29 protein-coding genes are annotated in these 26,284 nt (G+C 68.4%); 14 read left to right on the top strand and 15 right to left on the bottom strand.

The genetic code is table 11. The features are described from left to right. The first annotated feature begins 120 nt into the window (after positions 1-120). From sufB to EHF32_RS04685, 7 genes are read left to right on the top strand one after another with little or no spacing between them, the layout of a single operon-like run. A complete protein-coding gene (sufB, locus tag EHF32_RS04715) occupies positions 121-1,539 on the top strand; it encodes a Fe-S cluster assembly protein SufB (RefSeq protein WP_137417048.1) in 1,419 nt (472 codons plus the stop codon). Continuing rightward, a complete protein-coding gene (gene sufD / locus EHF32_RS04710; protein WP_137417047.1) occupies positions 1,536-2,714 on the top strand; it encodes a Fe-S cluster assembly protein SufD in 1,179 nt (392 codons plus the stop codon). The genes sufB and sufD overlap by 4 nt, the downstream gene beginning before the upstream one ends. Continuing rightward, positions 2,711-3,040 (top strand): non-heme iron oxygenase ferredoxin subunit, encoded by a 330-nt coding sequence (locus EHF32_RS04705; RefSeq protein WP_137417046.1) that lies wholly within the window; start codon positions 2,711-2,713, stop codon positions 3,038-3,040. The genes sufD and EHF32_RS04705 overlap by 4 nt, the downstream gene beginning before the upstream one ends. Before the next feature lie 13 nt (positions 3,041-3,053). After that, complete coding sequence (sufC, locus tag EHF32_RS04700) at positions 3,054-3,824, top strand: Fe-S cluster assembly ATPase SufC (RefSeq protein WP_137417045.1); 771 nt, start codon at positions 3,054-3,056, stop codon at positions 3,822-3,824. A gap of 9 nt (positions 3,825-3,833) precedes the next feature. Further along, positions 3,834-4,163: a metal-sulfur cluster assembly factor gene (locus EHF32_RS04695; protein ID WP_137417044.1), complete on the top strand. Its 330-nt coding sequence runs from the start codon at positions 3,834-3,836 to the stop codon at positions 4,161-4,163. Positions 4,164-4,185: 22 nt separating this feature from the next. After that, positions 4,186-5,340 carry a MalY/PatB family protein gene (locus tag EHF32_RS04690; protein WP_137417043.1) on the top strand — a complete coding sequence of 385 codons (1,155 nt, stop codon included), beginning with the start codon at positions 4,186-4,188 and terminating at the stop codon, positions 5,338-5,340. 41 nt (positions 5,341-5,381) lie between these two features. After that, positions 5,382-6,311, top strand: a complete 930-nt coding sequence (locus EHF32_RS04685; protein ID WP_137417042.1) for a siderophore-interacting protein — start codon at positions 5,382-5,384, stop codon at positions 6,309-6,311. Positions 6,312-6,323: 12 nt separating this feature from the next. Here the strand turns inward: EHF32_RS04685 and EHF32_RS04680 are convergent, their stop codons facing one another. From EHF32_RS04680 to EHF32_RS04670, 4 genes are read right to left on the bottom strand one after another with little or no spacing between them, the layout of a single operon-like run. Further along, a complete protein-coding gene (locus tag EHF32_RS04680; RefSeq protein WP_137417041.1) occupies positions 6,324-7,145 on the bottom strand; it encodes an ABC transporter ATP-binding protein in 822 nt (273 codons plus the stop codon). Next, positions 7,142-8,194, bottom strand: coding sequence for a FecCD family ABC transporter permease (locus EHF32_RS15885; RefSeq protein WP_192900692.1), 1,053 nt, complete (start codon positions 8,192-8,194; stop codon positions 7,142-7,144). Before EHF32_RS15885 ends, EHF32_RS04680 begins: the two co-directional genes overlap by 4 nt. Then, positions 8,191-9,240 (bottom strand): FecCD family ABC transporter permease, encoded by a 1,050-nt coding sequence (locus EHF32_RS15880; protein ID WP_192900691.1) that lies wholly within the window; start codon positions 9,238-9,240, stop codon positions 8,191-8,193. The genes EHF32_RS15885 and EHF32_RS15880 overlap by 4 nt, the downstream gene beginning before the upstream one ends. 31 nt (positions 9,241-9,271) lie before the next feature. After that, positions 9,272-10,306 (bottom strand): iron-siderophore ABC transporter substrate-binding protein, encoded by a 1,035-nt coding sequence (locus EHF32_RS04670; RefSeq protein WP_137417040.1) that lies wholly within the window; start codon positions 10,304-10,306, stop codon positions 9,272-9,274. A gap of 173 nt (positions 10,307-10,479) precedes the next feature. Here EHF32_RS04670 and EHF32_RS04665 point away from each other — a divergent pair, with 173 nt between their 5' ends. Beyond that, the gene (locus tag EHF32_RS04665) at positions 10,480-12,078 is read left to right on the top strand and encodes an ABC-F family ATP-binding cassette domain-containing protein (RefSeq protein WP_137419118.1); all 1,599 of its coding nucleotides are present in this window, start codon (positions 10,480-10,482) and stop codon (positions 12,076-12,078) included. Positions 12,079-12,082: 4 nt separating this feature from the next. Here the strand turns inward: EHF32_RS04665 and EHF32_RS04660 are convergent, their stop codons facing one another. The 3 genes from EHF32_RS04660 to EHF32_RS04645 all read right to left on the bottom strand — a co-directional run bounded on the left by EHF32_RS04660 (position 12,083) and on the right by EHF32_RS04645 (position 14,141). After that, positions 12,083-12,919, bottom strand: coding sequence for an SURF1 family cytochrome oxidase biogenesis protein (locus tag EHF32_RS04660; protein ID WP_137419117.1), 837 nt, complete (start codon positions 12,917-12,919; stop codon positions 12,083-12,085). A 205-nt stretch (positions 12,920-13,124) separates the two neighbouring features. After that, positions 13,125-13,478 carry a DUF3099 domain-containing protein gene (locus tag EHF32_RS04650; protein ID WP_238343789.1) on the bottom strand — a complete coding sequence of 118 codons (354 nt, stop codon included), beginning with the start codon at positions 13,476-13,478 and terminating at the stop codon, positions 13,125-13,127. 42 nt (positions 13,479-13,520) lie between these two features. Then, on the bottom strand, positions 13,521-14,141 hold the full coding sequence (locus EHF32_RS04645; RefSeq protein ID WP_137417038.1) for a DUF4190 domain-containing protein: 621 nt from the start codon (positions 14,139-14,141) through the stop codon (positions 13,521-13,523). A gap of 106 nt (positions 14,142-14,247) precedes the next feature. On the opposite strand from EHF32_RS04645, the gene EHF32_RS04640 reads away from it, so the two are divergent. Further along, positions 14,248-14,958, top strand: a complete 711-nt coding sequence (locus EHF32_RS04640; protein WP_137417037.1) for a beta-ketoacyl-ACP reductase — start codon at positions 14,248-14,250, stop codon at positions 14,956-14,958. Positions 14,959-14,961: 3 nt separating this feature from the next. On the opposite strand, the gene EHF32_RS04635 is transcribed toward EHF32_RS04640, so the two are convergent. The 3 genes from EHF32_RS04635 to glgC are packed head-to-tail and all read right to left on the bottom strand — an operon-like array spanning position 14,962 to position 17,605. After that, positions 14,962-15,636, bottom strand: coding sequence for an alpha/beta fold hydrolase (locus tag EHF32_RS04635; protein ID WP_137417036.1), 675 nt, complete (start codon positions 15,634-15,636; stop codon positions 14,962-14,964). Between the two features lie 31 nt (positions 15,637-15,667). Further along, entirely contained in the window at positions 15,668-16,312 is a 645-nt protein-coding gene (gene serB / locus EHF32_RS04630) for a phosphoserine phosphatase SerB (protein WP_137417035.1), read from the bottom strand. A gap of 51 nt (positions 16,313-16,363) precedes the next feature. After that, the gene (gene glgC / locus EHF32_RS04625; RefSeq protein ID WP_137417034.1) at positions 16,364-17,605 is read right to left on the bottom strand and encodes a glucose-1-phosphate adenylyltransferase; all 1,242 of its coding nucleotides are present in this window, start codon (positions 17,603-17,605) and stop codon (positions 16,364-16,366) included. A 46-nt stretch (positions 17,606-17,651) separates the two neighbouring features. Here glgC and glgA point away from each other — a divergent pair, with 46 nt between their 5' ends. From glgA to EHF32_RS04610, 3 genes are all read left to right on the top strand, one after another. Further along, positions 17,652-18,842 carry a glycogen synthase gene (gene glgA, locus EHF32_RS04620; RefSeq protein ID WP_137417033.1) on the top strand — a complete coding sequence of 397 codons (1,191 nt, stop codon included), beginning with the start codon at positions 17,652-17,654 and terminating at the stop codon, positions 18,840-18,842. 41 nt (positions 18,843-18,883) lie between these two features. Further along, the gene (locus EHF32_RS04615; protein ID WP_137417032.1) at positions 18,884-19,669 is read left to right on the top strand and encodes an ABC transporter ATP-binding protein; all 786 of its coding nucleotides are present in this window, start codon (positions 18,884-18,886) and stop codon (positions 19,667-19,669) included. Between the two features lie 100 nt (positions 19,670-19,769). Continuing rightward, a complete protein-coding gene (locus tag EHF32_RS04610) occupies positions 19,770-20,021 on the top strand; it encodes a type B 50S ribosomal protein L31 (protein ID WP_137417031.1) in 252 nt (83 codons plus the stop codon). 50 nt (positions 20,022-20,071) lie between these two features. Here EHF32_RS04610 and EHF32_RS04605 read toward each other — a convergent pair whose 3' ends face one another. Next, positions 20,072-20,836 carry an exonuclease domain-containing protein gene (locus EHF32_RS04605; protein ID WP_137417030.1) on the bottom strand — a complete coding sequence of 255 codons (765 nt, stop codon included), beginning with the start codon at positions 20,834-20,836 and terminating at the stop codon, positions 20,072-20,074. Between the two features lie 68 nt (positions 20,837-20,904). Between EHF32_RS04605 and EHF32_RS04600 the strand changes: the two genes are divergently transcribed. Then, the gene (locus EHF32_RS04600) at positions 20,905-21,804 is read left to right on the top strand and encodes an alpha/beta fold hydrolase (RefSeq protein ID WP_137417029.1); all 900 of its coding nucleotides are present in this window, start codon (positions 20,905-20,907) and stop codon (positions 21,802-21,804) included. On the opposite strand, the gene EHF32_RS04595 is transcribed toward EHF32_RS04600, so the two are convergent. Then, positions 21,764-22,324, bottom strand: coding sequence for a CGNR zinc finger domain-containing protein (locus EHF32_RS04595; RefSeq protein WP_192900690.1), 561 nt, complete (start codon positions 22,322-22,324; stop codon positions 21,764-21,766). The two genes, EHF32_RS04600 and EHF32_RS04595, sit on opposite strands and share 41 nt — an antisense overlap. A 73-nt stretch (positions 22,325-22,397) precedes the next feature. Here EHF32_RS04595 and EHF32_RS04590 point away from each other — a divergent pair, with 73 nt between their 5' ends. Continuing rightward, positions 22,398-23,393: an EamA family transporter gene (locus EHF32_RS04590; protein ID WP_137417027.1), complete on the top strand. Its 996-nt coding sequence runs from the start codon at positions 22,398-22,400 to the stop codon at positions 23,391-23,393. Here EHF32_RS04590 and EHF32_RS04585 read toward each other — a convergent pair. From EHF32_RS04585 to EHF32_RS04575, 3 genes are read right to left on the bottom strand one after another with little or no spacing between them, the layout of a single operon-like run. Beyond that, entirely contained in the window at positions 23,365-23,838 is a 474-nt protein-coding gene (locus EHF32_RS04585; RefSeq protein WP_137417026.1) for an Lrp/AsnC family transcriptional regulator, read from the bottom strand. The genes EHF32_RS04590 and EHF32_RS04585 overlap by 29 nt on opposite strands. A 57-nt stretch (positions 23,839-23,895) precedes the next feature. Beyond that, positions 23,896-25,644: an alkaline phosphatase family protein gene (locus EHF32_RS04580; RefSeq protein WP_137417025.1), complete on the bottom strand. Its 1,749-nt coding sequence runs from the start codon at positions 25,642-25,644 to the stop codon at positions 23,896-23,898. A 45-nt stretch (positions 25,645-25,689) separates the two neighbouring features. Then, on the bottom strand, positions 25,690-26,283 hold the full coding sequence (locus tag EHF32_RS04575) for a histidine phosphatase family protein (RefSeq protein WP_137417024.1): 594 nt from the start codon (positions 26,281-26,283) through the stop codon (positions 25,690-25,692). Position 26,284: the final 1 nt, after the last annotated feature.

Here is a 26,284-nt window from a genome sequence, read left to right as displayed (position 1 = left end):
TTTAGGCGCCACGTGAGCGCCCATGATGAGGGCCCGAGAGCGGCGTTCGTCCCCGCAGACTCGACGGGGCGGCGGATGCCGGGGCGGATGACACCGTTGCGGTCCAATAAGGAGAGTGTGATGTCGGATGTGCTGATCGACCGCCCGGAGCTCGAAGGTCTGGGGGTGTACGAGTTCGGATGGCATGACCCCGACGCCGCGGGCGCCAGCGCGAAGCGCGGCCTCACCGAAGCCGTGGTGCGCGACATCTCTGCGCTCAAGGCCGAGCCGGAATGGATGCTGAAGACCCGTCTGAAGGGCTTCCAGCTGTTCGGCCGCAAGCCGATGCCGACCTGGGGTGCGGACCTCAGCGACATCGACTTCGAGAACATCAAGTACTTCGTTCGTTCCACGGAGAAGCAGGCGCAGTCCTGGGAGGACCTCCCGGAGGACATCCGCAACACCTACGAGAAGCTCGGCATCCCCGAGGCGGAGCGCTCGCGGCTCGTGGCGGGTGTCGCGGCGCAGTACGAGTCCGAGGTCGTGTACCACCAGATCCAGGAGGATCTGGAAGCGCAGGGCGTCATCTTCATGGACACCGACACGGCGTTGAAGGAGCACCCGGAGTTCTTCGAGGAGTACTTCGGCACCGTCATCCCCGCCGGCGACAACAAGTTCGCCGCCCTCAACACGGCCGTGTGGTCCGGCGGGTCGTTCGTCTATGTCCCCAAGGGCGTGCACGTGGAGATCCCGTTGCAGGCCTACTTCCGTATCAACACGGAGAACATGGGCCAGTTCGAGCGGACGCTGATCATCGCCGATGAGGGGTCGTACGTCCACTACATCGAGGGTTGCACGGCGCCCATCTACAAGAGCGATTCGCTGCATTCGGCCGTCGTCGAGATCATCGTGAAGAAGAACGCCCGCGTGCGCTACACCACGATCCAGAACTGGTCGAACAACGTCTACAACCTGGTGACCAAGCGCGCTGTCGCCCATGAGGGCGCCACCATGGAATGGGTCGACGGCAACATCGGCTCGAAGGTGACGATGAAGTACCCCTCGATCTACCTCATGGGGGAGCACGCGAAGGGCGAGACCCTCTCGGTGGCGTTCGCCGGGCCCGGCCAGCACCAGGACGCCGGCGCCAAGATGATCCACATGGCGCCGTACACGCAGTCCTCGATCGTCTCGAAGTCGATCGCGCGCGGCGGCGGGCGTGCCGGCTACCGCGGCGAGGTACGCGTGGACGCGAACGCCCACCACTCGGCCAACACGGTGCGTTGCGACGCGCTCCTGGTCGACACGATCTCGCGCTCTGACACCTACCCGGCCATCGACATCCGCGTCGACGATGTCCAGCTGGGACACGAGGCGACGGTCTCGAAGGTCAGTGAGGAGCAGCTCTTCTACCTGATGAGCCGGGGGCTCGCGGAAGACGAGGCCATGGCCATGATCGTGCGCGGGTTCATCGAGCCCATCGCGCGAGAGCTGCCGATGGAGTACGCACTGGAGTTGAACAAGCTCATCGAGATGGGCATGGAAGGCAGCGTCGGATGAGCCCCCAGGCCGAAGCCCCCGTGGTCGAGACCGCGAAGGGGCACATCGACCCTGCCGCCGCGTTCGTGCCGGTGCAGACCCGCTCGGAGCGCCCGCGAGCGAACGAGGTGTCGTTCTTCGAGGCTCCGACCGGCCGCGAGGTGAACTGGAAGCACACCCCGATCGACCGCATCCGTGGTCTTCTCGAAGATGTCGCCGGCGACGCCGGTGCGGTGGCGGTCTCCGTGACCGGCCCGCTGGCTGCGGCGGGTCTGGCCGCAGGCCAGGCGCCGCGCGGCGAGGTGTTCACCGCGGAGGATCTCAGTGCGGCGATCGCCTGGGAGCGTTCCGCAGAGGCGCTGTATCTCAGCATCCCCGCGGGCACGGAACTGAGTGAGCCCGTTGTCGTGGACCTCCGCGGTGCCGGCGGCCGCGCGCACACGCATCTCGTGATCGAGGCGCAGCCGAACGCGCGCGGCACGGTGCTCCTGCGCCATGCGGGTGTCGCACAGCTCGCCGAGAACGTGGAGATCATCGTCCGAGACGGAGCCGGCCTCACGCTCGTGACGCTTCAGGAGTGGGACGACGAAGCGGTGCACGTGGCCGCGCATCAGGCACGTGTCGATCGGGACGCGAGCCTGCGTCATGTCGTGGTCTCGTTCGGCGGCGGCGTCGTCCGCGTCAACCCGAACGTGGAGCTCGCCGGCACAGGCGCGCGCGGCGAGCTGTACGGTCTTTCCTTCGCGGACGCCGGCCAGCATCTCGAGAGCCAGGTGTACCTGCACCACAAGGGTGCGCAGACCGTCGGCGACGTGCTCTACAAGGGCGCCCTGCAGGGCGATACCGCCCACTCCGTCTGGATCGGCGATGTGCTGATCGGACCGGATGCGGTCGGCACCGACTCCTACGAGGCCAATCGCAACCTGGTGCTCACCGATGGAGCCAGGGCCGATTCCATCCCGAACCTCGAGATCGAGACGGGCGACATCCGCGGGGCGGGCCACGCGAGCGCGACCGGTCGTTTCGACGACGAGCAGTTGTTCTACCTGCAGGCGCGCGGCATCGACGCGGAGCAGGCGCGGCGGCTGGTCGTGCTCGGCTTCCTCATGGAGATCGTGCAGAAGATCGGTATCGCGGACCTCGAGGAACGTCTCGTCGGTGCGATCGAGGCCGAGCTCGCGGGGGAGAAGCGGTGAGCGCGACACGCGTGTGCGCTCTGAGCGAGCTGCAGCAGGACGAAGCCCGTCGCGTCGAGATCGACGGTGTACCCATGGCGGTCGTGCTCGACGGCAACGGCGAGGTGCACGCGATCGGCGACACCTGCACGCATGGTGACATCTCGCTCTCGGACGGATTCGTGGAGGGGGACACGCTGGAGTGCTGGGCGCACGGATCCGCGTTCTCGCTACGCACCGGAAAGCCCCTGAACCTGCCGGCCTACGAGCCGGTGCCCGTATACGAAGTCACGATCGAGGGAGACGATGTTCTGATCGATCCCGCCGTGACCAAGAACGTCGACTGACGAAGGAACTGACATGTCTGTGCTCGAGATCCGCGACCTCCACGTGACGGTCGAGACCGATGAGGGGACCACCCCCATCCTGAACGGCGTCACCCTGACGATCCGCACCGGTGAGACCCACGCCATCATGGGGCCGAACGGGTCGGGCAAGTCGACGCTGGCCTACACGATCGCCGGGCACCCGAAGTACACCGTGACCGGTGGCTCGATCACCCTGGACGGCGAGGACGTCCTCGAGATGAGCGTCGACGAGCGCGCACGCGCGGGCCTGTTCCTCGCGATGCAGTATCCCGTCGAGGTCCCGGGCATCACCGTGACCAACTTCCTGCGGACGGCCAAGACCGCGATCGACGGCGAGGCTCCCGCCATCCGCACGTGGACCAAGGACGTCAAGGCGGCCATGAGCAACCTGCGCATGGACGCGAAGTTCGCCCAGCGCAACGTCAACGAGGGCTTCTCGGGCGGCGAGAAGAAGCGTCACGAGATCCTCCAGCTCGAGCTGCTCAAGCCGAAGGTCGCGATCCTCGACGAGACCGACTCCGGCCTCGACGTTGACGCGCTGAAGATCGTCTCCGAGGGTGTGAACCGCGCGAAGGCGGAGACCGACCTCGGTGTTCTGCTCATCACGCACTACACCCGCATCCTCAACTACATCCGCCCCGACTTCGTGCACGTGCTCGTCAACGGCCGCGTCGCGGAAGAGGGCGGTCCCGAACTCGCCGAGCGCCTCGAGAACGAGGGTTACGACCGCTTCCTCGAGCCCGGTGTGCAGGCCGGCGCGTAGGATTCGACTATGACCGCGACGATCACCCCGGAGAAGTACGACGAGGTCACCGAGGCTCTGAAGGACGTCATGGACCCCGAACTGGGTGTCAACGTCGTCGATCTGGGTCTCATCTACGACCTCGCGTGGGATGACGAGAACGATGCTCTCGTCATCCACATGACACTGACCTCTGCGGGGTGCCCGCTGACGGACGTGCTCGAGGAGCAGACCGCGCAGGCGCTGGACTCGGTCGTTGAGCGATTCCGGATCAACTGGGTCTGGATGCCGCCGTGGGGTCCGGAGCGGATCACCGACGACGGCCGCGACATGATGCGGGCCCTCGGCTTCGCGATCTGACGACCGTCGATAGGCTCGCGCTGTGACGATCGAGCCCCTTCGCGCACTGCCTCTCGACGAGCTTCGCACGCGCCGGAGTGCGAAGTGGCGGTCGTACCCGGACGATGTGATCCCGCTGTTCGTCGCAGAGACGGACTATCCGCTGGCGCCCGCGATCAGCGGGGCGCTGCACGACGCCGTCTCGCGCGGCGACACCGGCTACACGCCCGCGGATCCGGGTGTGACCGCCGCGTACGCCGCCTTCGCCGCGCGGCGGCTCGGATGGGTTCCGGATCCAGAGCGGATGCGGATCACGGGCGACGTCATCATGGGTGTCGTCGAGATCCTCCGTCGGGTCATCGCGCCGGGCGATCGTGTCGTGATCACCCCGCCCGTCTATCCGCCCTTCTTCGAGGCCGTGCCCGAAGCCGGCGGGGTCGCGCAGTCCGTGCCGTTGCGAGACACGGGACAGGGTTGGGAGCTCGACCTCGAGGGGATCGAGGCCGCGTTCCGCGACGGCGCGCGTGGCATCCTCCTGTGCAACCCCCACAACCCCACCGGGACGATTCATCCTCCGGGGACGTTGGCCGCGCTGGCGGAGCTCGCAGTGCGCTATGGGGCCGTCGTCGTCAGCGACGAGATCCACGCGCCCCTGCCGCGCGCGGGAAACGTCGTCACGCCGTTCCTCTCCGTCTCGGACGCGGCAGCACAATGCGGGTACGCCGTCGTCTCCGCGAGCAAGGCTTTCAACCTGGCCGGTCTGAAGTGCGCGATCATGGTCGCCGCGGACGACCGGACCCACGCCGTCCTTCGCGCGCTCCCTGACGAGGTCTCGTGGCGCACCGGGCTCTTCGGCGCCGTCGCTACGGTGGCCGCCCTGTCGGTCGAGTCCGACGCCTGGTTGGATGCGCAAGCGCTCGCGATCGATGGGAACGTCGATCTCCTGCGTGGCTTGCTCGAGGCACATTTGCCGGATGCGGGATTTCGTCCGCCCGAGGCCGGTTACCTCGGGTGGGTCGATCTCTCTCGCCGCGGGTGGGGTGATGCGCCGGCACGGCGGATCCTCCGCGAGGCGCGTGTGGCCGTCCACTCCGGTCCCGCGTTCGGCATGGGAGGAGCGGGGCACATCCGTCTGACGCTCGGCTGCGCGCCCGAGGTGCTCACGGAGGCTATCGAGCGGATCGCCCTTCTTCCTTGAATCCGCTTGGGCATCTGCGAAGGTAAGGATAGCCTTATCAGGTGACAGCCCTCGTGACTCGACCGTCCTACCGCCCGTACATCGCGCACGTCTCGCGGGTCGTGCGGCTGTCGCCGCACTTCGTCCGCCTCACGTTCTCCTGCCCGGACTTCGAGAACTTCGGCACCGCCGGGCGGGACCAACGGCTGAAGGTCCTGTTCCCCGGCCCGGACGGTCGCGTGTGCGACGTGGGTCAACACGATGAGGAGGCGATCGCAAGGGGCGACTGGTACACCCGCTGGCGCGGACTGTCGCCCGCGGAGCGCACGCCCTTCCGCACATATACGGTGCGCCGCGTCGACCCCGAGAACTGCGAGGTCGACATCGACTTCGTGCTCCACCATGATCCCGGTCCCGCGGGCGCGTGGGCGGAAGCCGCCGTCGCCGGCGACGAGCTCGTGATCGTCGGTCCGGATCAGCGCAGTCCGGACTCTCATCTGGGCATCGATTGGCATCCCGGCAGCGCACGCAGGCTCCTGCTCGCCGGTGACGAGACCGCCGCACCCGCCATCGCCGGGATCCTCGAGTCGCTGCCCACCGACACCGACGTCGACGCGTTCATCGAGGTGCCCTCGCGACAGGATGCCCTCCCGATCGCGACGCATGCGCGTGTGACGTGGCTCGCTCGCGACGACCGCGCCCACGGCGAGGCACTCATCGCGGCGGTGACCTCCTGGACGCACGCCGCCGACGACGTGCTTGCGCGTGCCGCCGCGCCCCGTCCGCAGGAGCTCGAGGACGTGGATGTCGACCGTGAGCTCCTCTGGGACAGCCCGGAAGACTCGGAGGGCGAGTTCTACGCCTGGATGGCGGGCGAGTCGCAGACGGTGAAGACGCTGCGACGACTGCTCGTCCAGGGCAACGGTGTCGACCGCAAGCGCGTGGCCTTCATGGGTTACTGGCGCCAAGGCGTCTCGGAACGCATCGAGTAGACCGCAGGAGCGTCAGGCGTCCGCGTCCGCGTCCGTGATCGTGTGGTGACGACCGAGCGGGATGACCATGGGGCGGCCCGTCAGAGGGTCCGGCATGATCCTGCTCTCCAGGCCGAAGACGGTGCGCACCACATCCGTCGTCAGGACGTTCTCCGGCTCTCCCGCGGCGAGGATGCGGCCGTCGACCATGGCGACGAGATGGTCGGCGTAACGCGCCGCCAGGTTGAGGTCGTGCAGCACCATGACGATGGTCGTGCCACGGTCCCGGTTGAGATCGGTCAGCAGGTCCAGCACGTCGATCTGATGGCTGATGTCGAGGAACGTCGTCGGCTCGTCGAGCAGGAGCAGATCCGTCTGCTGTGCCAGGGCCATCGCGATCCAGACGCGCTGGCGCTGGCCACCGCTGAGCTCGTCGACGGACCGGTCGGACAGATGCGCGGTGCCGGTCGCTTCGAGTGCGCCCGCGATCGCCGCGTCATCGGCGGCGCTCCACCGTGCCAGCGGGCCCTGGTGCGGATGCCGGCCCCGGCTGACGAGATCGGACACCGCGATGCCGTCGGGAGCGATGGGGGATTGCGGAAGCAGCCCGAGCACGCGCGCGACCTGGCGCGTGGGCAGCCGATGGATGCTCTTCCCGTCGAGCAGCACACTCCCGGCCTCTGGCGACAGCAGGCGCGCCATCGACTTCAGCAGCGTGGACTTCCCGCACGCGTTGGCGCCCACGATCGTCGTGATCCTGCCCGCGGGGACGGAGAGATCCAGTGCGTCGACGATCACCCTGTCCCCGTAGGCGAGGGTGAGGGCGTCGGCGACGAGGGTGTGTTCGGCGGTCATATCGAGGTTCCTCCGGCCCGACTGCTGCGGATGAGCAGATAGACGAGATAGGGCGCGCCCAGCACGCCGGTCACGACGCCGACGGGCAGACGCGTGCCCAGCGCGTACTGTGCGATGAAGTCGGACACCAGCACGAGGACGGCGCCCACGAGCCCGGCGGGTATGACGGGGGAGCCGACGGGCCCGAGGATCCTCACGGCGATGGGCCCGGCGAGGAAGGCCACGAACGAGATGGGGCCGGCGGCGGCTGTCGCGAACGCCAGCAGGCACACGGCGGCCACGATGAGAAGGAGACGGCTGCGTTCAACGCGCACTCCGAGAGCGGATGCGGCCTCGTCGCCGACCCGCAGCAGCTCGAGATCGCGGGACAGGAAGAGCAGCGCGGGCACGACCAGAACCATCACCGCGGCGAGGGGCAGGACCTTCGCCCAACTGGCGTCATTGAGATTGCCCGTGATCCAGCGCATGGCGGTCTGGAGATCCCACTCCGCGGCGCGCGAGATGACGTACGAGATCACGCTGTTGCAGATGGCCGCCACGCCGATGCCGATCAGGATCAGCCGGGCGCCGGAGCCGCCGCGCTTGTAGGCGAGGAGATAGATGAGCAGGGCAGCTGCCAACGCGGCGCCGGTCGCCAAGAATGAGACAGACGTCTCGCCGAGGCCGAGGACGACGATCCCTGTGACAGCGGCGGCACTCGCGCCTGAGCTGATGCCGATGACATCCGGACTCGCGAGGGGATTGCGCAGCATCGTCTGGAAGACGACGCCGCCCATCCCGAAGCAGAGGCCGGTCAGCAGCGCCGTCGTGGCGCGGGGCAGTCGCAGCTCTCCTACGGTGAAGGACGCACCGGGAACGCGCTGCCCGGTCAGCACTGCCCAGACCTCCGCCGGGGAGTAGAGAGTCTGCCCCAGCATGAGGGAAAGCGCGTAGACGATGATCGCGATCGCGGCGAGCGCGGACGTGACGACGATCCACCGTCGACGACGTCGGCGACGCCCCGCCCGGACGAGGGAGAGCGCGTCCACGGCTCCGGCGGCGACGGTCACAGCGCCTTCACCTTCTGCCGCCGGACGATGGCGATGAAGAACGGCGCGCCGACGAGCGCGGTGATGATCCCCACTTCGATCTCCTCCGGGCGGGCGATGACTCGTCCGATGACGTCCGCGCCCATGAGGAGCACGGCTCCTGCGACCGCGCTGAAGGGCAGGAGCCACCGATGGTCCACGCCGATCAACAACCGGCAGATGTGCGGCACGACCAGTCCCACGAAGCCGATGGGCCCGGCGACCGCCGTGGCGGCACCGCACAAGAGCACCGCACCGAGTGTGGACACCAGGCGTGCGGTGCGCACGCGCTCCCCGAGCCCTGCGGCGAGCTCGTCTCCCAGCGCCAGCGTGTTCAGTGCGGGGCTGCACGCCACGCACACGAGGAGACCGACCACGAGGAACGGCGCGACCTGCAGGATGGTGGCGATCGTCGCACCCCCGACACCGCCGACCTGCCAGAAACGGAACTGGCTCATCACGTCGACCCGGGGCAGCAGGATCGCGCTCGTCAACGACGAGAAGGCGACGGCCGTCACCGCACCTGCAAGAGCGAGCTTGAGCGGTGTCGCGCCTCCTCGGCCCAGTGCGCCGATCCCGTACACGAACACGGCGGCGACGGCAGCTCCCACCAACGCCGTCCAGATGTACGCGGCCGGCGTCGCGAGACCCAGGAACGCGATGCCGCAGACCACGGCCAGGGCGGCCCCGCCGTTGATCCCCAGGATCTGCGGGTCGGCGAGCGGATTGCGGGTCGCGCCCTGGAGAACCGCGCCCGCGACGCCGAGCGCCGCGCCGACCATGATCGCCAGGACGGTGCGAGGAATGCGCTTGTTCACTGCGGCGGCCCCCGCCGTGTCGACCGCCCCGCCGAGTCCGGCCCAGATGTCGTGCCATCCGACCGCGCGTGCACCGAAGGTCACCGACAGGAACGAGATCGCCAGCAACGCGGCGAGCAGTGCGACGAGCCACAACGCCCGTCGCCGCCCCCAGCGCCGTCGCGGTGACGGCGTGGAGACGGCAGTGTCGGGGGTGCGGGCGACGCTCATCGCCGCCCGCACCCGCGGACGATCGGTCGGATCATGATGCCTTGGCGGCGGCCTCTCCGACGAGCTTGATGTAGTCGTCGCCGTAGCTGGTGCCGATCGACAGGGGCGAAGGCGTGATGGCGGAGGAGAGCGTCGAGTCCGAGGTGATCACCGCGACGGCACCGTTGGCGACGGCGGGGATGCGAGAGAGGAGCGGGTCGGCCTGCCACTGGGAGAGGGTCTCATCCGTGCCGTACGTGACGATCACCTGGACGTCCTCGAAGCTCTCGATCTGTTCGGTGCTGGTGACGATCCAGAACTGGTCGGATGCGGCGGACTGCTCCTTGACGTAGGCGGAGGGGGCGAATCCCATCTCCTCGAGGTAGCCCACGCGCGGGTCCGATCGACTGTAGAAGCCGAGGTTGCTCAGGTCGGTGGGGTCGAAGTAGGAGAGAAGCGTCGTCTTCCCGGCGATGGCGGGATACTCCGCGGCCGTGTCGGCCACGTGCTTCTCGAGCGAGGAGACGAGCTCCTGCGCCTCATCCGCCATGCCCAGGGCCGTCCCGTCGAGGATGGTCATGTCCTGCCATGAGGTTCCCCACGCCATGTCCTGGTAGGTGACGACAGGCGCGATCTTGCTCAGGGTGTCGTATTGTTCCTGGGTCATCCCGGAGTACGCGGCAAGGATGACGTCGGGCGCGGCATCGGCGATGGCCTCGTAGTCGTACCCATCCGTCTCGTCCATCAGTACGGGGGTCTCCGCACCCAGCTCGTCGAGCTTGTCCTTCACCCAGGGCAGGAGCCCGTCGCCGTCCTCGTCGCCGTAGGTCACCTTCGGCATGGCCACCGGAACGATTCCCAGCGCCAGTGCGACATCCTGGTTGCCCCAGTCGACGGTGACGACGCGCTGCGGTTTGGCGTCGATCGTCGTGGTCCCGAAGGCGTTCTCGATCGAGAGCGGGAATGCGCCGTCCTCTTCCGCGCCGCCGTCGGTGGCAGCGGGGGTCGCCGCGCCCGAGCTGCAGGCGGTGAGAGCGGCGAGAGAGACGGTGGCGACCGCGAGAGCGGTCCAACGCTTGATCTGCATGACGAGGAGGGCCTTTCTGGAGGGGTGCTAGGCGAGGCTACCCTAACTCGTGGACGGTTCTCGACCCGAATCCACACGGCTGTTCGGCCGGGCGACGGTCGCGGTGCGCGCCGGTAGACTGAACGGTGGCCTACTTCGGCCGCCTTCCCACCCGAACAGAACGGACGTACGCCGTGCTCGCCGTGCATGACCTCGAGATCCGCGTCGGCGCGCGCGTTCTCATGTCCGAGGTCGCCTTCCGCGTTTCCCGAGGCGACAAGATCGGCCTGGTCGGTCGCAACGGTGCGGGCAAGACGACGCTCACGAAGGTCCTCGCCGGCGATCTGCTGCCTTCGGCGGGAGAGGTGCAGCGTGGAGGGGAGCTCGGCTACCTGCCGCAGGACCCTCGTTCCGGCGACCCCGAGATGCTGGCGCGCACGCGCATCCTCGACGCGCGCGGGCTGGGAACGCTCGCGCTCGGCATGCAGGAGGCCTCGCTCGCGATGGCGGACGACGACCCCGATGTCGCGGCCAAGGCGATGCGACGGTACGGCAGCCTCACGGAGCGCTTCGAGTCGCTCGGCGGCTATGCGGCTGAGGCGGAGGCGGCATCGATCGCCCACAACCTGTCGTTGCCCGATCGCATCCTCGATCAGCCGCTGAAGACGCTCTCCGGTGGTCAGCGCCGACGCATCGAGCTCGCCCGCATCCTGTTCTCGGATGCGGACACGATGATCCTCGACGAGCCGACCAACCACCTCGATGCCGACAGCGTGGTCTGGCTCCGCGAGTTCCTCAAGAACTACAAGGGCGGACTCATCGTGATCAGCCACGATGTGGAGCTGGTCGGCGAGACCGTCAACCGTGTGTTCTACCTCGACGCCAACCGCCAGGTCATCGACATCTACAACATGAACTGGAAGAACTACCAGCGTCAGCGGGTGGCAGACGAGGAGCGCCGCAAGAAGGAGCGCGTCAACGTCGAGAAGAAGGCGACCGCACTGCAGCTGCAGGCGGCGCGCTTCGGTGCCAAGGCGTCGAAGGCCGCGGCCGCGCACCAGATGGTGGCGCGCGCGGAGAAGATGCTGTCCGGTCTCGATCAGGTGCGCCAGGAGGATCGCGTCGCGAAGCTCCGGTTCCCGAAGCCCGCCCCCTGTGGGAAGACCCCGCTGATGGCGCGCGGCCTGTCGAAGTCGTATGGCTCGCTGGAGATCTTCGCCGACGTGGATCTCGCGATCGATCGCGGCTCGAAGGTCGTCGTACTCGGCCTCAACGGCGCGGGAAAGACGACACTGCTGCGGATGCTCGCGGGTGTGGACGCCCCCGACACCGGAACCATCGAGCCCGGGCACGGACTGAAGGTCGGCTACTACGCCCAGGAGCACGAGAACCTCGACGTGTCGCGGTCGGTCCTGGAGAACATGATGTCGGCGGCACCGGACATCACGGCGACGGAGGCCCGCAAGGTGCTGGGGTCGTTCCTGTTCACCGGTGACGACGTGCTCAAGCCCGCCGGGGTGCTCTCAGGCGGCGAGAAGACGCGACTGTCGTTGGCGACCCTGGTCGTCTCGAGCGCCAACATGCTGCTCCTCGACGAGCCGACGAACAACCTCGACCCCGCCTCGCGCGAGGAGATCCTCGGTGCGCTCGCGCACTACGAGGGTGCTGTGGTGCTCGTCTCGCACGATGCGGGAGCCGTCGAGGCCCTCAATCCGGAGCGCGTCCTCATCCTGCCCGACGGGGTCGAGGACATCTGGGGTCGCGACTACGTCGACCTGATCACCCTGGCCTGATCCTTCACGCGTCCGCGCGGTCGAGGATCGCGTCCTCCTGCTCGGCGTCGCGATCCACGCGCTTGCGGGCTCGGGTGACACGAGACACGGCCGGGCGATCATCGTCTTCCTGGTCCTCGGTGCGCTTCCGACGTTCGGTGCGGATGATGTATCCGATGAAGACGAACCCCATCACGGCGAACAGGATCCACTGGATCGCGTACGACAGATGCGGCCCGGGATCCTCCGACGGAGCTGCCAGCGCGTACGGCATATCGGAGACCGGGGGATCCTCGCTCACGAGCACCCCGTAGGCGGAAGTCAGGGTCGCCGAACCGGTGGTTTCCGCGACGAGCGGCAGATTGATCGTCGGCACCTGCCCCGCAGGCGCGGTGCGGCCCGAGTTCGGGAGTGCCTCGGGGGCGCGGAGGCGCACGACGACGCTCACCGTGCCCGACGGCGGCGCGGGGATGAGTGCGGGCCCGTCGCCGCTCTCCGCCGGCGGGATCCATCCGCGGTCGACGATGAGCACGCGCCCGTCGGACGTGCGCAGGGGTGTCAGGACCTCGAAGGCGCTCGTGCCGCCGTGTGGCCGATTGCGGACCACGAGCTGCTGCTCCGAAACGTACTCGCCGGTGACGACGACGGGATGCCATTCCGACTCCGGATCGAGCTGGTCGTCGGGGAGGAGATCATCCAGCGGGACCGCGGCCGCGTCGTAGTTCCGGTCGACGAGGGCCAGCTGCGCGGCGCGCTCGTCGTTGCGCGCGAACTGCCAATTCGAGAGGAAGACACAGGCGATGGCGAACGCGACGGCGACCCCCACATAGGCCGTCCATCGCAGCGCCGTGTCCCGTCGGATGCTCACGATGCGTCCTCTCTCGCGAAAGGCTCCACCGCGACCGGGAAGGAACGAGTGGCGAGGAAGTCTCGGAGATATGCGACGTGAGCGTCGCAGGCCAGCCAGACCTTCCGCCGGTCCGTGTCATGTATCCGCGGATTACGCCACAGCACCCGCCAGAGGGCGCCGTCGCGACATCCCGCTCGCGAACAGATCGCCTCTTCACTCATGCGGAGTGCGGGTTCGGGGGTGTCTCGGAGATGGTGATCACCTGGCTGTGCGGAGTCGGGGACGGCTCGTCTTGTCGCTGCTCGAGAGCGGGCAGCGTCACGGTCTCGGCGGGCGCGGCACGTGACTCCTGGCCTACGTTCGCCACGACGACGGCGATGTAGGGGAGGAAGACCGCTCCCGCCGCGAACAGCCACGTATACCAGCCGTAGGGGGTGACGAGGATCATCGCGACGAAGCAGGCCACCCGTACGCCCATCATGATGACGTACTTGAGCATGCGAGCACTCGACTCGTCACGCGGCGCGTGGGGGAGCGAGGTCGCCGACTGTGGTGGGGAGGGCTGCTTCACGGTGCTTCCAGAGTACGCCGGAGGCACCGCTCGCGGGGTCGGTCAGGAGGAGTAGCTGTAGTCGTAGTAGGCGCCGTTCGAGAGGTTCACGATCCAGACGATCCAGAGGACGACGAGCACCGTGATGATCGCGTAGAGCACCAGGCCCGCGTAACCGGTGATCGTGCCCGCCAGCCCCAGCCCGCGACCGCCCTCCTCGCGCTCGCGGATCTGCTTGAGCGAGATGTGGCCGGTGATGATGCCGACGATGGAGCCGATGAACGGGATGAGGACGATCCCGACGATCGAGGACACCAAGGACACGACGGCGAGGCTGTTCGTCTTCGGACCCGCCGGGTACGGCGTATACACCGGCGGGGCGCCGTAGGCCGGTGCGCCCTGGTAGGTCGGAGGGTACACGGGCGACGCGGGCGGGACGTTGTAGGCCGGGTAGGGCGCCGGGCTCGCCGGCGGCGCGCTGTACCCCGGGTATCCGGCAGGCGTCGCGGGGGAGGGGGCCGGCGACGACGGGGCGGGGTACGACGGCGGGGCGTACGCCGGTGCCTGGTAGTCGGGTGAGGCCGGGGCCGCCGCGGTGGGTTCCGCGGGCACGGGCTGAGCGTCGGGGGCGATGCCCTCTCCCGCTGATTCGGGCGCGGGGAAGTCGTTGTTCTGATCGCTCATCTGGAAGCCTTTCCGTCTGTGAGGGAAGCCTTCCAGTCACCGCCGGGCGGTGTCAAACGAGCCTGTCGATAGGCTGGAGGCTCTGCCCGATCTGACGAGGAGAACCATGTCGAGCGACCGTGTCGTGCTCATCACCGGAGGCAACCGCGGCATCGGCCGCGCGATCGCCGAACGCTTCGTGTCCGACGGCTACCGCGTCGCGGTGACCGCTCGTTCGGGCGAGGGGCCGGAAGGTACGCTCACGGTGCGGGCCGACGTCACGGACGCGGCCGCGCTGGACGCCGCCTACACCGAGGTCGAGGAGAAGCTCGGTCCGGTGACCATCCTCGTCGCCAACGCGGGAATCACCCGCGACATGCTGCTTCTGCGCATGAGCGAGGACGATTTCGACGATGTCATCGACACGAACCTGGGCGGCACATTCCGTGTGGTCAAGCGCGCTGCCAAGGGGCTCGTCCGGGCACGATGGGGTCGCGTCATCCTCATCTCCAGTGTCGTGGGCCTCTACGGGTCGGCGGGCCAGATCAACTACGCCAGTTCGAAGAGCGCTCTCGTCGGATTCGCCCGCTCGCTGACTCGCGAGCTCGGGGCACGCGGCATCACGACGAATGTCGTCGCGCCGGGATTCATCGAGACCGACATGACGGCGGAGTTGCCCGCCGAAACGCAGGCGGAGTACAAGAAGGCGATTCCCGCCGGTCGCTACGGCACCGCTTCGGAGGTCGCCGCGGTCGTGGCGTGGCTCGCCTCCGACGACGCCGCCTACATCTCCGGCGCGGTCATCCCGGTGGATGGCGGCCTGGGCATGGGGCACTGACCGTCAGCGCTCGACCGCTCGGACGATGAGCGCTCCCAGCCGCTGGGGCTGGGAGAACTGCGGCCAGTGGCCCGAACCGATCGGTACGACCTCACGGTCGACGATGGCGTGCCACTCGTCGCGATAGCTCGGCCACTGCGTCAACTGGGCGTCGAGCTCCTCGGCGTCGGCGCTGCCGGAGAGGACCGTGACGGGGATGCCGTATCGGCGCCGGTCGTGCAGATGCAGTGGGTCGGTCGGAACGGCTGCGGGGACGGGAATCGCCGCCGCCTCGACCCGGGCGCGCGTTGCGTCATCGAGGTCAGCGATGTCCGGTGCGTCGAATGTCGCCCAACCCGGGAAGGGGACGACGCCGTCCACCACCGGAAAGGCGGCGATACCGGCGCCGTCGGGCACCGGCACGGTGTCGACGAGGACCACACGCGCGACCGCCTCCGGGCGTGCGTCGGCGGCGCCCCAGGCCACGTTGCCGCCGCCGCTGTGCCCCACGAGCACCACGGGTTCTGCTGCCGCGTCGATCCAGGTGACGACGGCGGCGACCCAATCCGCGAGGTGCGCGTCTGCCGACGACGGGAGCGTAAGGGGCACGGCATCGAAGCCTGCGTCGTCGATCGTGGGCACCACGTCGTGCCACGAACCGGCATCCAGCCACAGGCCGGGAATGAGGATGAGCTGCATCCTCGGACTCTACGCCCGGCTTCGGACGCCGTCAGGGCAGAAGCGGGATGATCTCGCGCAGATCCACGGGGCCGATGACGAGGTCTGCGGCGGCGCGCACGGCCGGCTTGGCGTTGAATGCGAGACCGAGAGCCGCCGTACGCATCATCGGCAGGTCGTTGGCACCGTCGCCGATGGCGACGGTGCGGCGTGGATCGACCTCGTACCGAGCGGCCCACTCGCGCAGCTGCGACGCCTTGGCTTCGCCGTCGACGATCTCTCCCGACACGGCGCCCGTCAGTGCTCCGGAGTCGACCTGGAGTCGGTTCGCGCGCCAGAGATCGACTCCGAGTGCGGGCGCGACCTCGTCGAGGATCTCGTGGAACCCGCCGGAGACCACACCGACGATGCCGTTGCGGGCATGCACGGCATCGATCAGTTCGCGCACGCCCGGCGTCGGTTCGATGCGCGATCTCACGCGTGCGAAGGATGCGGTGGGCACACCGCGCAGTTGCGCGACGCGGGAGCGCAGACTCGTGGCGAAATCGACGTCCCCCCGCATTGCGGCCTCCGTCGCCGCCGCGACCTCGGCACCCCGTCCGGCCTCGTCCGCGATCAACTCGATGACCTCGTTGCGGATGAGAGTGGAGTCGGCGTCGAGGACGACGAGGAGACGACGAGGGCGGTTCTCACGCATCCGTCCACGCTAGCGCGCGCGGCCCCGGGCGGCTGACAGGGGCCGCGGCTGTCACGGCTCGACGCGGACGTTCTTGCCGACGACGGTGATCCCGGAGTCGGTGACCGTGAATCCCCGTGCCAGGTCGCGTTCGCGATCGACGCCCACCGTCGCGCCGTCGGCCAGGACGACGTTCTTGTCGAGAATCGCTCGATGGATGCGTGCGCCGGCCCCCACACGAACGCGGTCGAAGAGCACCGAGTCGGTGATGGTCGATCCGCCCCCGGCCAAGGTCCAGGGGCCCACGACACTGCGCTCCAGGTGCGTCCCCGACAGCACGGAGCCGAGCGAGACGACGGAGTCGATGGCGTTGCCGATACGCCCCACCGCATCCCGCACGAACTTCGCGGGCGGCGAGTTCACCAGCTGGGAGTGGATGGGCCACTGCGTGTTGTACAGGTTGAAGATCGGAAGCGTCGAGATCAGATCGAGGTGCGCGTCGTAGAACGAGTCGATCGTGCCGACATCGCGCCAGTAGGCGCGGTCTCGGTCGGTCGAGCCGGGCACCTCGTTGCGGATGAAGTCGTAGACACCCGCCTCCCCGCGGTCGACGAAGTACGGCACGATGTCGCCACCCATGTCGTGATTCGACGTGGGAAGCTCGCCATCCGCCTCGACGGCTTCGATGAGCGCGTCGGTGTTGAAGATGTAGTTGCCCATCGAGGCCAGCACCTCGTGCGGGCTGTCGACGAGCCCTGCCGGATTCTGCGGCTTCTCGAGGAATTCGCGGATGCGGGTCGGGTCGTCCGGCTCGACGTCGATCACGCCGAACTGGTTGGCCAGGCCGATCGGCTGGCGGATGCCGGCGACCGTCGCGCGCGCTCCGGATGAGATGTGCGCGTCCAGCATCTGTTGGAAGTCCATCCGGTACACGTGGTCCGCGCCGACCACGACGACGATGTCGGGCTGCTCGTCATTGATGAGGTTCAGACTCTGCAGGATCGCGTCGGCGGAACCGGAGAACCATCGCTTGCCGAGGCGCTGCTGGGCCGGCACCGACGTCACGTAGGAGTCGAGAAGCGCCGACATGCGCCAGGTCTGGGAGACGTGGCGATCGAGGCTGTGCGACTTGTACTGCGTCAGCACGACGATCTGTCGCAGCCCGGAGTTGATGAGGTTCGAGATGGCGAAGTCGATGAGTCGGTACTGGCCGCCGAACGGCACCGCCGGCTTAGCCCGGTCGGCCGTCAACGGCATGAGTCGCTTACCTTCGCCACCCGCGAGGATGATTCCGAAGACCTTGGGTGCCGGCATGGCACCAGACTATGCCGCACGCACCCCCTGTACTAGCGTCCATGACATGCGCGTCGACATCGTTTCCAAGGAATACCCGCCCGAGATCTACGGCGGGGCCGGAGTCCATGTCGCCGAGCTCGTCCGCGCCCTGCGCGAGCGCATCGAGGTCCAGGTGCGCGCGTTCGGAGAAGCGCGCGACGAAGCGGATACGACGTCGTATGCCACGCCTGCGGAACTCGCGCACGCGAACCCCGCGGTGAAGACGCTCGGCACCGATCTGGAGATCGTCGGCGACGTCGCCGGGGCCGACATCGTGCACAGCCACACCTGGTACGCGAACTTCGCGAGCCACCTCGCATCTCTCCTGCACGGCATCCCGCACGTCGTCACCGCGCACTCGCTCGAACCGCTGCGGCCCTGGAAGGCAGAACAGCTCGGGGGCGGTTACGCGGTGTCGAGCTGGGTCGAACGCACGGCCTACGAGTCCGCGGCGGCGATCGTCGCGGTCAGTGAGGGGATGCGGACCGACATCCTGCGCGCGTACCCGCAGGTGGATCCGGCGCGCGTGCGCGTCATCTACAACGGTATCGACGCCGAAGCCTGGCAGCCGACCCGCGACGAGGATCTCCTGCGAACTCTCGGCATCGACGCGACGAGGCCGTCCGTGGTCTTCGTCGGGCGCATCACTCGGCAGAAGGGCCTGCCGTACCTGCTCCGCGCAGCGCGGCTGCTGCCCGCCGATGTTCAGCTGGTGCTCTGCGCGGGCGCTCCGGACACGCCCGAGATCATGGCGGAGGTCGAAGCTCTGGTGCGCGAGCTGCAGGAGACGCGCGACGGGGTGGTCTGGATCGACCGGCACCTGCCGCGCCCCGAGCTGTCCGCCATCCTGACCGCCGCGACCACGTTCGTCTGTCCCTCGATCTACGAGCCGCTCGGGATCGTGAACCTGGAGGCGATGGCGTGCGGTGCGGCCGTCGTCGGAACCGCCACCGGCGGCATCCCCGAGGTCGTGGTCGACGGTGAGACGGGACGCCTCGTGCCCATCGCGCAGGTGCAGGACGGCACGGGGACGCCGCTCGACCCCGACCGCTTCGTCCAAGATCTCGCCCGCGTGCTCACCGAGGTCGTCTCGGATCCTGAGCAGGCCGCACGCTACGGTGCCGCCGGCCGGCGCCGCGCGGTCGAGGACTTCAGCTGGACGCGCATCGCCGCCGAGACCGAGCAGCTCTATCGCGAAGTCCTCGAGACCCGCTGATCCGGCTCGGCCGCAACCGCCGGCCCGGTAGGCTGGACGGCATGCCGCAGGTGCTGGATTTCTCCGACGTCGTCGTCCGCCGCAACGCCAAGGACATCGTCTCCCATCTGGACTGGCAGGTGGACGGTGACCAGCGCTGGGTGGTCCTCGGCGCCAATGGCGCAGGCAAGACCACGATCCTTCAGCTCGCCGCGACCCTCGATCACCCGACCTCCGGCGCGGTGACCATCCTGGGCGAGCGTCTCGGACGCACCGACGTGTTCGAGCTGCGTCCTCGCATCGGATTCGCCTCCAGCGCGATGGCCAAGCGCATCCCCGCTGAAGAGACGGTTCTGAACGTCGTGCTGACCGCGGCGTTCTCCGTGCTCGGACGCTGGAACGAGCAGTACGACCGCATCGACGAGCGCCGCGCACTGCGTGTGCTGGCCGAGTGGAAGCTCGACCACCTCGCCGATCGCACCTTCGGGACGTTGTCGGACGGGGAGCAGAAGCGCGTCCAGATCGCCCGCGCCGTCATGACCGATCCCGAGCTGCTGCTTCTCGATGAGCCGACCGCGAGCCTCGACCTGGGCGCGCGAGAGGAGCTCCTCGAACTGCTGAGCGGCTACGCCCAAGCGCCCACGACGCCGGCGATGGTCATGGTCACGCACCATGTCGAAGAGATTCCGGTCGGATTCACCCACGTGCTGCTGTTGCGTGCGGGCGCCGTCGTCGCCTCGGGGCCGATCGCCGAGACGCTCACCGCGCAGAACCTCTCCGAGACGTTCGGGATGCCGATCGTGGTCACCGAAGCCGACGGCCGCTACGCTGCACGCGCGGCGCGCTGAGCGCCGGATGCGGCGAAGCGCCGCTCCTCCTGTTAGACTCGTCTTTTGGTGCTCCCGGCACCGCAGACTTTCCTCCGAAGCACTCCCGCAAGGAACATCCATGAAGACTGACATCCACCCCGACTACCGCGACGTCGTTTTCCGCGACCTCGGCTCGGGCGAGACCTTCCTCACCCGCTCGACGGTCTCGAGCGACAAGACGATCGAGCTCGACGGCGTCGAGTACCCCGTCGTCGACGTCGAGATCTCGTCCGCCTCGCACCCGTTCTACACGGGCAAGCAGCGCATCATGGACTCGGCCGGTCGCGTCGAGAAGTTCAACCAGCGCTTCAAGAACTTCGGCGCCAAGTAAGACGCCATCACGCACGAAGGGCCCCGCGTCATCGCGGGGCCCTTCGTGCGTCACCGGATCGGCCAGCGTCCGTCGACGGGATCGAGCGGATCGATGCGACCGATGCGGACGAAGTACTCGGTCAGGCTCTCAGCCTGCGACCTCGCCCAGGCGACCTGGTTGGTGTGCAGCTCCGCCACGGCCGCCGGCAGCAGATCGCCGTAGCGTTCGCAGAGGGCGAGCGCGACCCGTCCCGCGGCGACCGCATCCGCCGCGGCTTCGTGCGCGCCGTCGAGGATGACGCGATAGTGCTCGGCGACGACGCTCAGCGTGCGCTTGCCGCGACGGTAGGCGTCGAACGCCTTGTCGAGCACGAGCGGATCGATCACGGGGGACGGGTTCTCGATCGGCGACACGCGGTGACGCGCGGCTTCGTATCGAAGAAGCGAGAAGTCGTACGGAGCGTTGTACGCGACGACCGGCGTGCCCGCAGCGAAGAGATCCGAGAGCGCTCCGACGACCTCCTCGACGACCTCGCGCGCGGGACGCCCGTACGCGCGAGCGTGGGCCGTGGAGATGCCGTGCACCGCTGTCGCCCCTTCGGGGATCGCGATGCCCGGGTCCGCGAGCCACGAGCGCGCTTCGACCACGGACCCGGTCTCGTCCAGCACGCCGACATGCGCGGTGACGATGCGGTCGCGGGTCACATCGACGCCGGTCGTCTCGAGATCGAAGACGCCGATGCGTCTGGCCCAGGCCGGAGGGCCGACGGGCAGGAACGTCTCGAGGTCGAACAGCGCTTCGGGCGCGCCAGCGGCGACGGGGTCCTCGGGCATGCGCTCACGCTACGCGAGACCACCCCCACGCCCGGATGACCACGCCGGGCGCGACGTAGACTCGAACGGTGACAGCGCCGCATCCGTACGCCGACAAGCTCGCGCCCATTCCGGTCCTGCGGCGAAGTGTCGAGGTGATGGGGGGCGAGACCGTCTATTGGGAGTACGGCGAGGAAGACGCCCACACGACCCTCCTGCTCGTGCACGGCTTCCGCGGCGACCACCACGGGCTCGAGCCGGTCGTTGCGAACCTTCCGGGCTTCCGCATCATCGCCCCCGATCTGCCGGGCTTCGGCGAGACGGCGCCGATCCCGCACCGCGTCCACGATCTAGAGCTGTACGCGCAGTGGCTGGACGGCTTCGCGGCGGCGGTGGCGCCGGGAGCGCCGGTCCTCGGTCACTCTTTCGGATCGATCGTGGCCTCGGCGGCCGTGGCCGGGGGGCTCCCAACGGATCGCCTCGTGCTCGTGAACCCCATCGGTGCGCCCGCACTGGAGGGGCCACGTGGGTTCCTCACTCGACTCGCGGTCCTCTACTACCGTGCCGCGGCGCGCCTGCCCGCGCCCGTGGGCGACGCGCTGCTGCGCAACCGCCTGATCGTGCGGGGGATGAGCGTCGCCATGGTCAAGACGCGTCAGCCGCTGCTGCGACGGTTCGTACACGACCAGCACGATCGCTATTTCTCGCGCTTCGCGGACCGCGACGTCCTCCTGCAAGCATTCGTGGCGTCCGTTTCGCACGACGTGCGGGAGTTCGCGCCGCGCATCTCGCAGCCCACGCTGCTCGTCGCGGCTCAACTCGACGACATCACGCCGATCGAAGCAGAGCGCGCCCTGCGCGGGATGTTCCGCGACGCGGAGCTCGTCGAGATCGCCGGTGTCGGTCATCTGATCCACTACGAGACGCCCGAGCCGGCGGCGGCGGCGATCAGTCGCTTTCTTGCGCCTTCCGCTGACGGTACGCGTTGACGTTCATCCGGTTGCCGCAGTTGCCGGTGTCGCAATAGCGCTTCGAGCCGTTGCGGGAGAAGTCGACGTACACCGCACCGCAATCGTCGGCCGAGCACACCCGGATCCGCTCGTACGCATCGGCGCGGATCACGTCCACGAACGCCATCGCGGCTTCGATGAGGATCCGGTCGGCGAGCGGTCCGTCATCGGGTGTGGCGTGGATGTGCCAGTCGTACGCATCGTGGCGGACGAGACGCGGCACGGCGTTGCTGTCGTGGAGCATCGCGTTGACGACGGGCACCGCGGAATCGCGATCGAGCGCCCAGAGCTCTCGCAGGCGGGGCCGGATGCGGCGGATCGCGTCGAGCTCATCGGCATCGAGACGGATCGATCCCGAATAGGGGTGAACCCGCAGGTATGCGGCGAGACCGTCGAGATCGACGAGGCCGTCCACGTCCGGTGACGCCGTTCCCGGCAGCGTGTTGACCATGTCAGCGGTCATGACGAGGGACGACCGGGTGTCAGGGGTGAAAATCAAGTTGACTCCTGACTCAAGGGGGGATAACGTCACCAGCGTTCCTCCAGTTTACCCCTGACAGTCGGAGTCGCCGATGGTCGCCCAGACCTCCTCCCTCGCCGTGGTCGAGCCTCCGCCCGTGCCGAGTCGCCGCGTCGCCGGGCTTGCCGTCGGGCTCGCGTCCGCGCTGGCATTCTCCTCCAGCGGTCCGGTCGTGAAGCCGCTCATCGAGGCGGGATGGACGCTCGGAGCCGCGCTCCTGGTGAGGATGTCGCTCGCGGCGCTCATCCTGTCGCCGGCTTTGATCCGCGCGGTGCGCCGCCGGTCGGGGCTCCTGGGCCGGCAGTGGCCGCTGATCGTCGGATTCGGCCTGACGGGCGTCGCGGGTTGTCAGATCTTCTACTTCGCCGCGATGCAACGGATGCCGGTGGCCGTTGCGCTCCTCGTGCAGTACCTCGCGCCCGTGCTGCTCGTCCTGCTCGCGTGGGTGCGCACACGTCGCGCTCCGTCCCGACTGGTGCTCACCGGCTCCGCGGTCGCGATCCTGGCTCTCGTGCTGGTCGTGGACATCGCGGGGGCGCGCTTCGACCTCCTCGGCACGATCTTCGCGCTCGGCGCCGCTGTCTGCGTGGGTGCGTACTTCCTGCTGTCCGAACGCACCGGCGAAGAACTGCCGCCCCTGGCGCTCGCGGCCGGGGGCCTGATCGTGGGCGCCGCACTCATGGCCGCCCTCTGCGCCACCGGTCTGTTGCCGTTCTCCGCCCCCGATGTGTCCGTCGTGCTGGCGGGATTCGAGCTCCCGGCGTGGGTCGCCATCGGTTGGGTCGGCGCCGTGGCCACGACGCTCGGTTACTCCCTCGGGGTGATCGCCGTGCCGATGCTCGGCTCGCGGGTGGCATCCTTCGTCGGGCTTTCGGAGGTTCTCTTCGCGCTGTTGTTCGCCTGGCTCCTCCTGGGCGAAGCCCCCGGCCCGGTGCAGATCGTGGGCGGTGCGGTCCTGATCGTCGGCGTGGTGCTGGTGCGGATGGACGCCTCGGCGCCTTCCGTGCAGGCCACCGCGGCTAGCGCTGCGGCTGCGCCATCGCCATGAGAGGCGTCACGCGATAGGGGATCACTTCGTCCATGACGAAGGAGGTCTCGGTGCGCTCCACCCCGCTGATCGCGAGGATGCGGGCATCCGTGTCGAACAGGTGCTGCGCGTCCCGGCAGGCGACACGGACGAGCAGATCGACCGAGCCCGCGAGGCCGTGCGCCTGCAACACCTCCGGAACTTCTGCCAGCTGTTCCCGGATCCGTGGCAGTTCGTGCTGTCGTACGGTGACGCTGACGTAGGCCTCGATGGGGAACCCGAGGGCACTGGTCGAGAGAGCGCGCTGGTAGCTGAGGAACGCTCCCGTGCGGTCCAGACGCGCGAGCCGCGCCTGGACCGTGTTCCGGGACAGTTGAAGGCGCTCGGCGAGGGCGACGACCGTTGCGCGATGGTCGTCAGCGAGGGCGCGGAGCAGCTCGATGTCGATACGGTCCAAGGCGGGCATGATGCGCAACGCTAGCAGCAGTGGGCAGTGACGTCTGCGCATATTGCGCGGCGGGGGTCACGAGGCGGTCGGGCTTGGAGAGGCGCCTTCCGTCGTGAACAGTCCCAGTCCGTGCGCTTTCAGGATGTTGTACGCGTCGGCGTAGGTCTCCGGTTCCGGAGCGCCGCTCGGGCCGTAGCGCTCCAGGAGGAGGCCGAGCAGCCCCTTCGCGGGCGACGTCAGCGGCTTGTCCGAGCTGCGGATCTCCTCCAGCTCGTCCTCCTCCAGGAGAGGCGGCACATAGGCGGGGTTCACCGTGGGCCAGGTGGACGGATCGCGCGGCTCGGTCAGATTCGTCGCACCGAACAGGGTGGGAGCGCCGCGGTCGCGATCGGTCAGCGGCTCGAGACCGTGCAGTTGACAGAGGGTCGCGATGACGGCCGCGTGATGGACCTCCTCGTTGATGACCGTTCCGGCCCGTGTGTACGCCGAGACGGCGATCGCGGGCACCCGCAGTCCGAGCCGGTCGAAACGGAAGCCCATCTCACCCTCTGCCGCCTCGGGGTCGGGAGGAGTGGCCCTGGGCGGCACGACGTGGTCGTACGTGCCGCCGTGCTCGTCGAACGTGATGAGCAGGAGCGTGTTCAGGGCGTGGGAGCCTTCGCTGCTGTCGGAGGTGCGGATCGCGTCGTAGACGCTGGCCACGAGGGCTTCGCCGGCGCGGACGTCCGACACCGCCGAGTCGAACACGGGGGACCCGTCGACCTCGCTTCCGCGCACGACGCCGAAGGGTGGGTGGAAGTCGTTGTGGTTGTAGACCATCCGTGGCTCGATGAACGCGTAGTCGGGCAGGGTGCCGGCCTTCGCATCCGCGAAGAAATGGTCCATGTACGCGAAATGGTCGGTACGCCAGTACTTCTCGAGCACGGGCGCGTGCATGACACCCGTGAGGGAGACCAGCTGCTGCTCGTCGAAGTAGATGCGCCAGCTGCGACCGGCCTCCTCCAGGCGGTTGAAGATCGTCGGCGCCGGAGCCGCATCCAGCCACTTGCTGTAGCCGCCGCCACCACGATTGGTGACGAAACCGTGCGAGGTCGACGCGTGGAAGAAGGAACGGTTGCAGTATGTCTGGCTGGGAACGGCACAGTGCCAGTGGTCGTAGACCGCGAACCCTTGAGCGAGCGTGGAGAGCACCGGCAGCATCGCGGGCGAGAACCCGCCCATGATGACGTCCGCGTCTGCGGGAGACGGCTCTCTGCCCTTGCTCGTTCGCCGGTAGTTCGCGACGTAGTCGCGCACGAATCCCTGCATCGTCGGGGTGATGTCCGCGGACGGGGCATTCCAGGGAGCGCGAAGCGGTCGGTGCCAGGATGTCTCGTTGGATGCGGGGTCGACCGTGCCGAAGATCTGGGTGTTCACGTGGGGATACGTCTCGCCCGGATCCGGGTCGGGTGAGCACATGATGTCGTCGGTGCTGCCCGTATAGACGTGCGCAGGAACCGTCCTCCCATCGGGAGCGGGATTCGAGTAGTCCCCGAACGCGAGGCCGTCGAACCGTGCACCGGTGGGCAGCGTGTCGGGTGTGTAGAGGTGGCCGAGGAGGTTGTCGAACGACCGGTTCTCGCCCATCAGGACCACGACGTGGGCGAACGCGGGCTCGTTCGCGGCGCGTGACGGACGCGTCGAGGCCTGCAACGTCGCCGCCCCCGCTCCGGCGGCTCCTCCCAGGGCCAGTCCGCCGAGGGCCAGCCCACCTACTCGGAGGAAGTCGCGCCGGGAAGCGGCTCCGGATTCCGGGTTCGGAACGTTCCTCGGGCGACGGCTCATGGTGTGAGCCAGGCTACGGCATCGTCGTCGAGCCGGCGCCTCGGCTCAGACGGACGAGTAGGAGAGCAGGCGCAGCACGCCGTCCTCCCACGAGAATTCCTGCGCCGAACCGTTGCCGAGCCGATCGCCGTCGGCGGGAAGCTGTTCGTCGGTGGCGAAGGCGAGCACTTCACGGATCAGCGCGCCGTGCGCGACGGCCACCACGACGGACGGTTCCGCCTCCGTCGATGCGTCGTCGATGACCCGTGCTACGGCACGCAGCGCGCGCTCTCGCAGCTGTTCGCGCGTCTCGGCGCCCGGCACCCGAGCATCCGGCCCGCGTCCCCAGCGTTCGGCGAGCTCATCGATCGACACTCCCTCGGCCTCGCCGTACGAGCGCTCGCGCAGCTCCGGATAACGGGCGGTCACGGGCCGCTCCAGGATCGCCCCGATGATGTCCGCCGTCTCGGCTGCACGCTGCAGGTCGCTCGAGACGAGCACGAGCGGCATGTCCGTGTCGAGGCGGTCGCGCAGCGCGAGGCCGGCCTCGCGCGCCTGCGCGCGTCCGGTGTCGTTGAGGGGGATGTCTGTCGCGCCCTGGATGAGGCGCGCGCGGTTCCAGTCGGTCTCGCCGTGGCGGATCAGGATGAGGTGGGTCACA

The organism is Microbacterium sp. RG1 (assembly GCF_005347485.1).
GTDB lineage: Bacteria > Actinomycetota > Actinomycetes > Actinomycetales > Microbacteriaceae > Microbacterium > Microbacterium binotii_A.
This window is presented reverse-complemented; position numbering and strand designations above follow the sequence as displayed.

What these genes read in the sequence shown, in the direction of transcription:
- sufB (WP_137417048.1), top strand. Translation starts at nt 121, where the DNA reads ATGTCGGATGTGCTGATCGACCGCCCGGAGCTCGAAGGTCTGGGGGTG.
- sufD (WP_137417047.1), top strand. Translation starts at nt 1,536, where the DNA reads ATGAGCCCCCAGGCCGAAGCCCCCGTGGTCGAGACCGCGAAGGGGCAC.
- sufC (WP_137417045.1), top strand. Translation starts at nt 3,054, where the DNA reads ATGTCTGTGCTCGAGATCCGCGACCTCCACGTGACGGTCGAGACCGAT.
- EHF32_RS04695 (WP_137417044.1), top strand. Translation starts at nt 3,834, where the DNA reads ATGACCGCGACGATCACCCCGGAGAAGTACGACGAGGTCACCGAGGCT.
- EHF32_RS04680 (WP_137417041.1), bottom strand. Translation starts at nt 7,145, where the DNA reads ATGACCGCCGAACACACCCTCGTCGCCGACGCCCTCACCCTCGCCTAC.
- EHF32_RS15880 (WP_192900691.1), bottom strand. Translation starts at nt 9,240, where the DNA reads ATGAGCGTCGCCCGCACCCCCGACACTGCCGTCTCCACGCCGTCACCG.
- EHF32_RS04670 (WP_137417040.1), bottom strand. Translation starts at nt 10,306, where the DNA reads ATGCAGATCAAGCGTTGGACCGCTCTCGCGGTCGCCACCGTCTCTCTC.
- EHF32_RS04645 (WP_137417038.1), bottom strand. Translation starts at nt 14,141, where the DNA reads ATGAGCGATCAGAACAACGACTTCCCCGCGCCCGAATCAGCGGGAGAG.
- EHF32_RS04640 (WP_137417037.1), top strand. Translation starts at nt 14,248, where the DNA reads ATGTCGAGCGACCGTGTCGTGCTCATCACCGGAGGCAACCGCGGCATC.
- EHF32_RS04635 (WP_137417036.1), bottom strand. Translation starts at nt 15,636, where the DNA reads ATGCAGCTCATCCTCATTCCCGGCCTGTGGCTGGATGCCGGTTCGTGG.
- serB (WP_137417035.1), bottom strand. Translation starts at nt 16,312, where the DNA reads ATGCGTGAGAACCGCCCTCGTCGTCTCCTCGTCGTCCTCGACGCCGAC.
- glgC (WP_137417034.1), bottom strand. Translation starts at nt 17,605, where the DNA reads ATGCCGGCACCCAAGGTCTTCGGAATCATCCTCGCGGGTGGCGAAGGT.
- glgA (WP_137417033.1), top strand. Translation starts at nt 17,652, where the DNA reads ATGCGCGTCGACATCGTTTCCAAGGAATACCCGCCCGAGATCTACGGC.
- EHF32_RS04615 (WP_137417032.1), top strand. Translation starts at nt 18,884, where the DNA reads ATGCCGCAGGTGCTGGATTTCTCCGACGTCGTCGTCCGCCGCAACGCC.
- EHF32_RS04610 (WP_137417031.1), top strand. Translation starts at nt 19,770, where the DNA reads ATGAAGACTGACATCCACCCCGACTACCGCGACGTCGTTTTCCGCGAC.
- EHF32_RS04605 (WP_137417030.1), bottom strand. Translation starts at nt 20,836, where the DNA reads ATGCCCGAGGACCCCGTCGCCGCTGGCGCGCCCGAAGCGCTGTTCGAC.
- EHF32_RS04590 (WP_137417027.1), top strand. Translation starts at nt 22,398, where the DNA reads ATGGTCGCCCAGACCTCCTCCCTCGCCGTGGTCGAGCCTCCGCCCGTG.
- EHF32_RS04585 (WP_137417026.1), bottom strand. Translation starts at nt 23,838, where the DNA reads ATGCCCGCCTTGGACCGTATCGACATCGAGCTGCTCCGCGCCCTCGCT.
- EHF32_RS04580 (WP_137417025.1), bottom strand. Translation starts at nt 25,644, where the DNA reads ATGAGCCGTCGCCCGAGGAACGTTCCGAACCCGGAATCCGGAGCCGCT.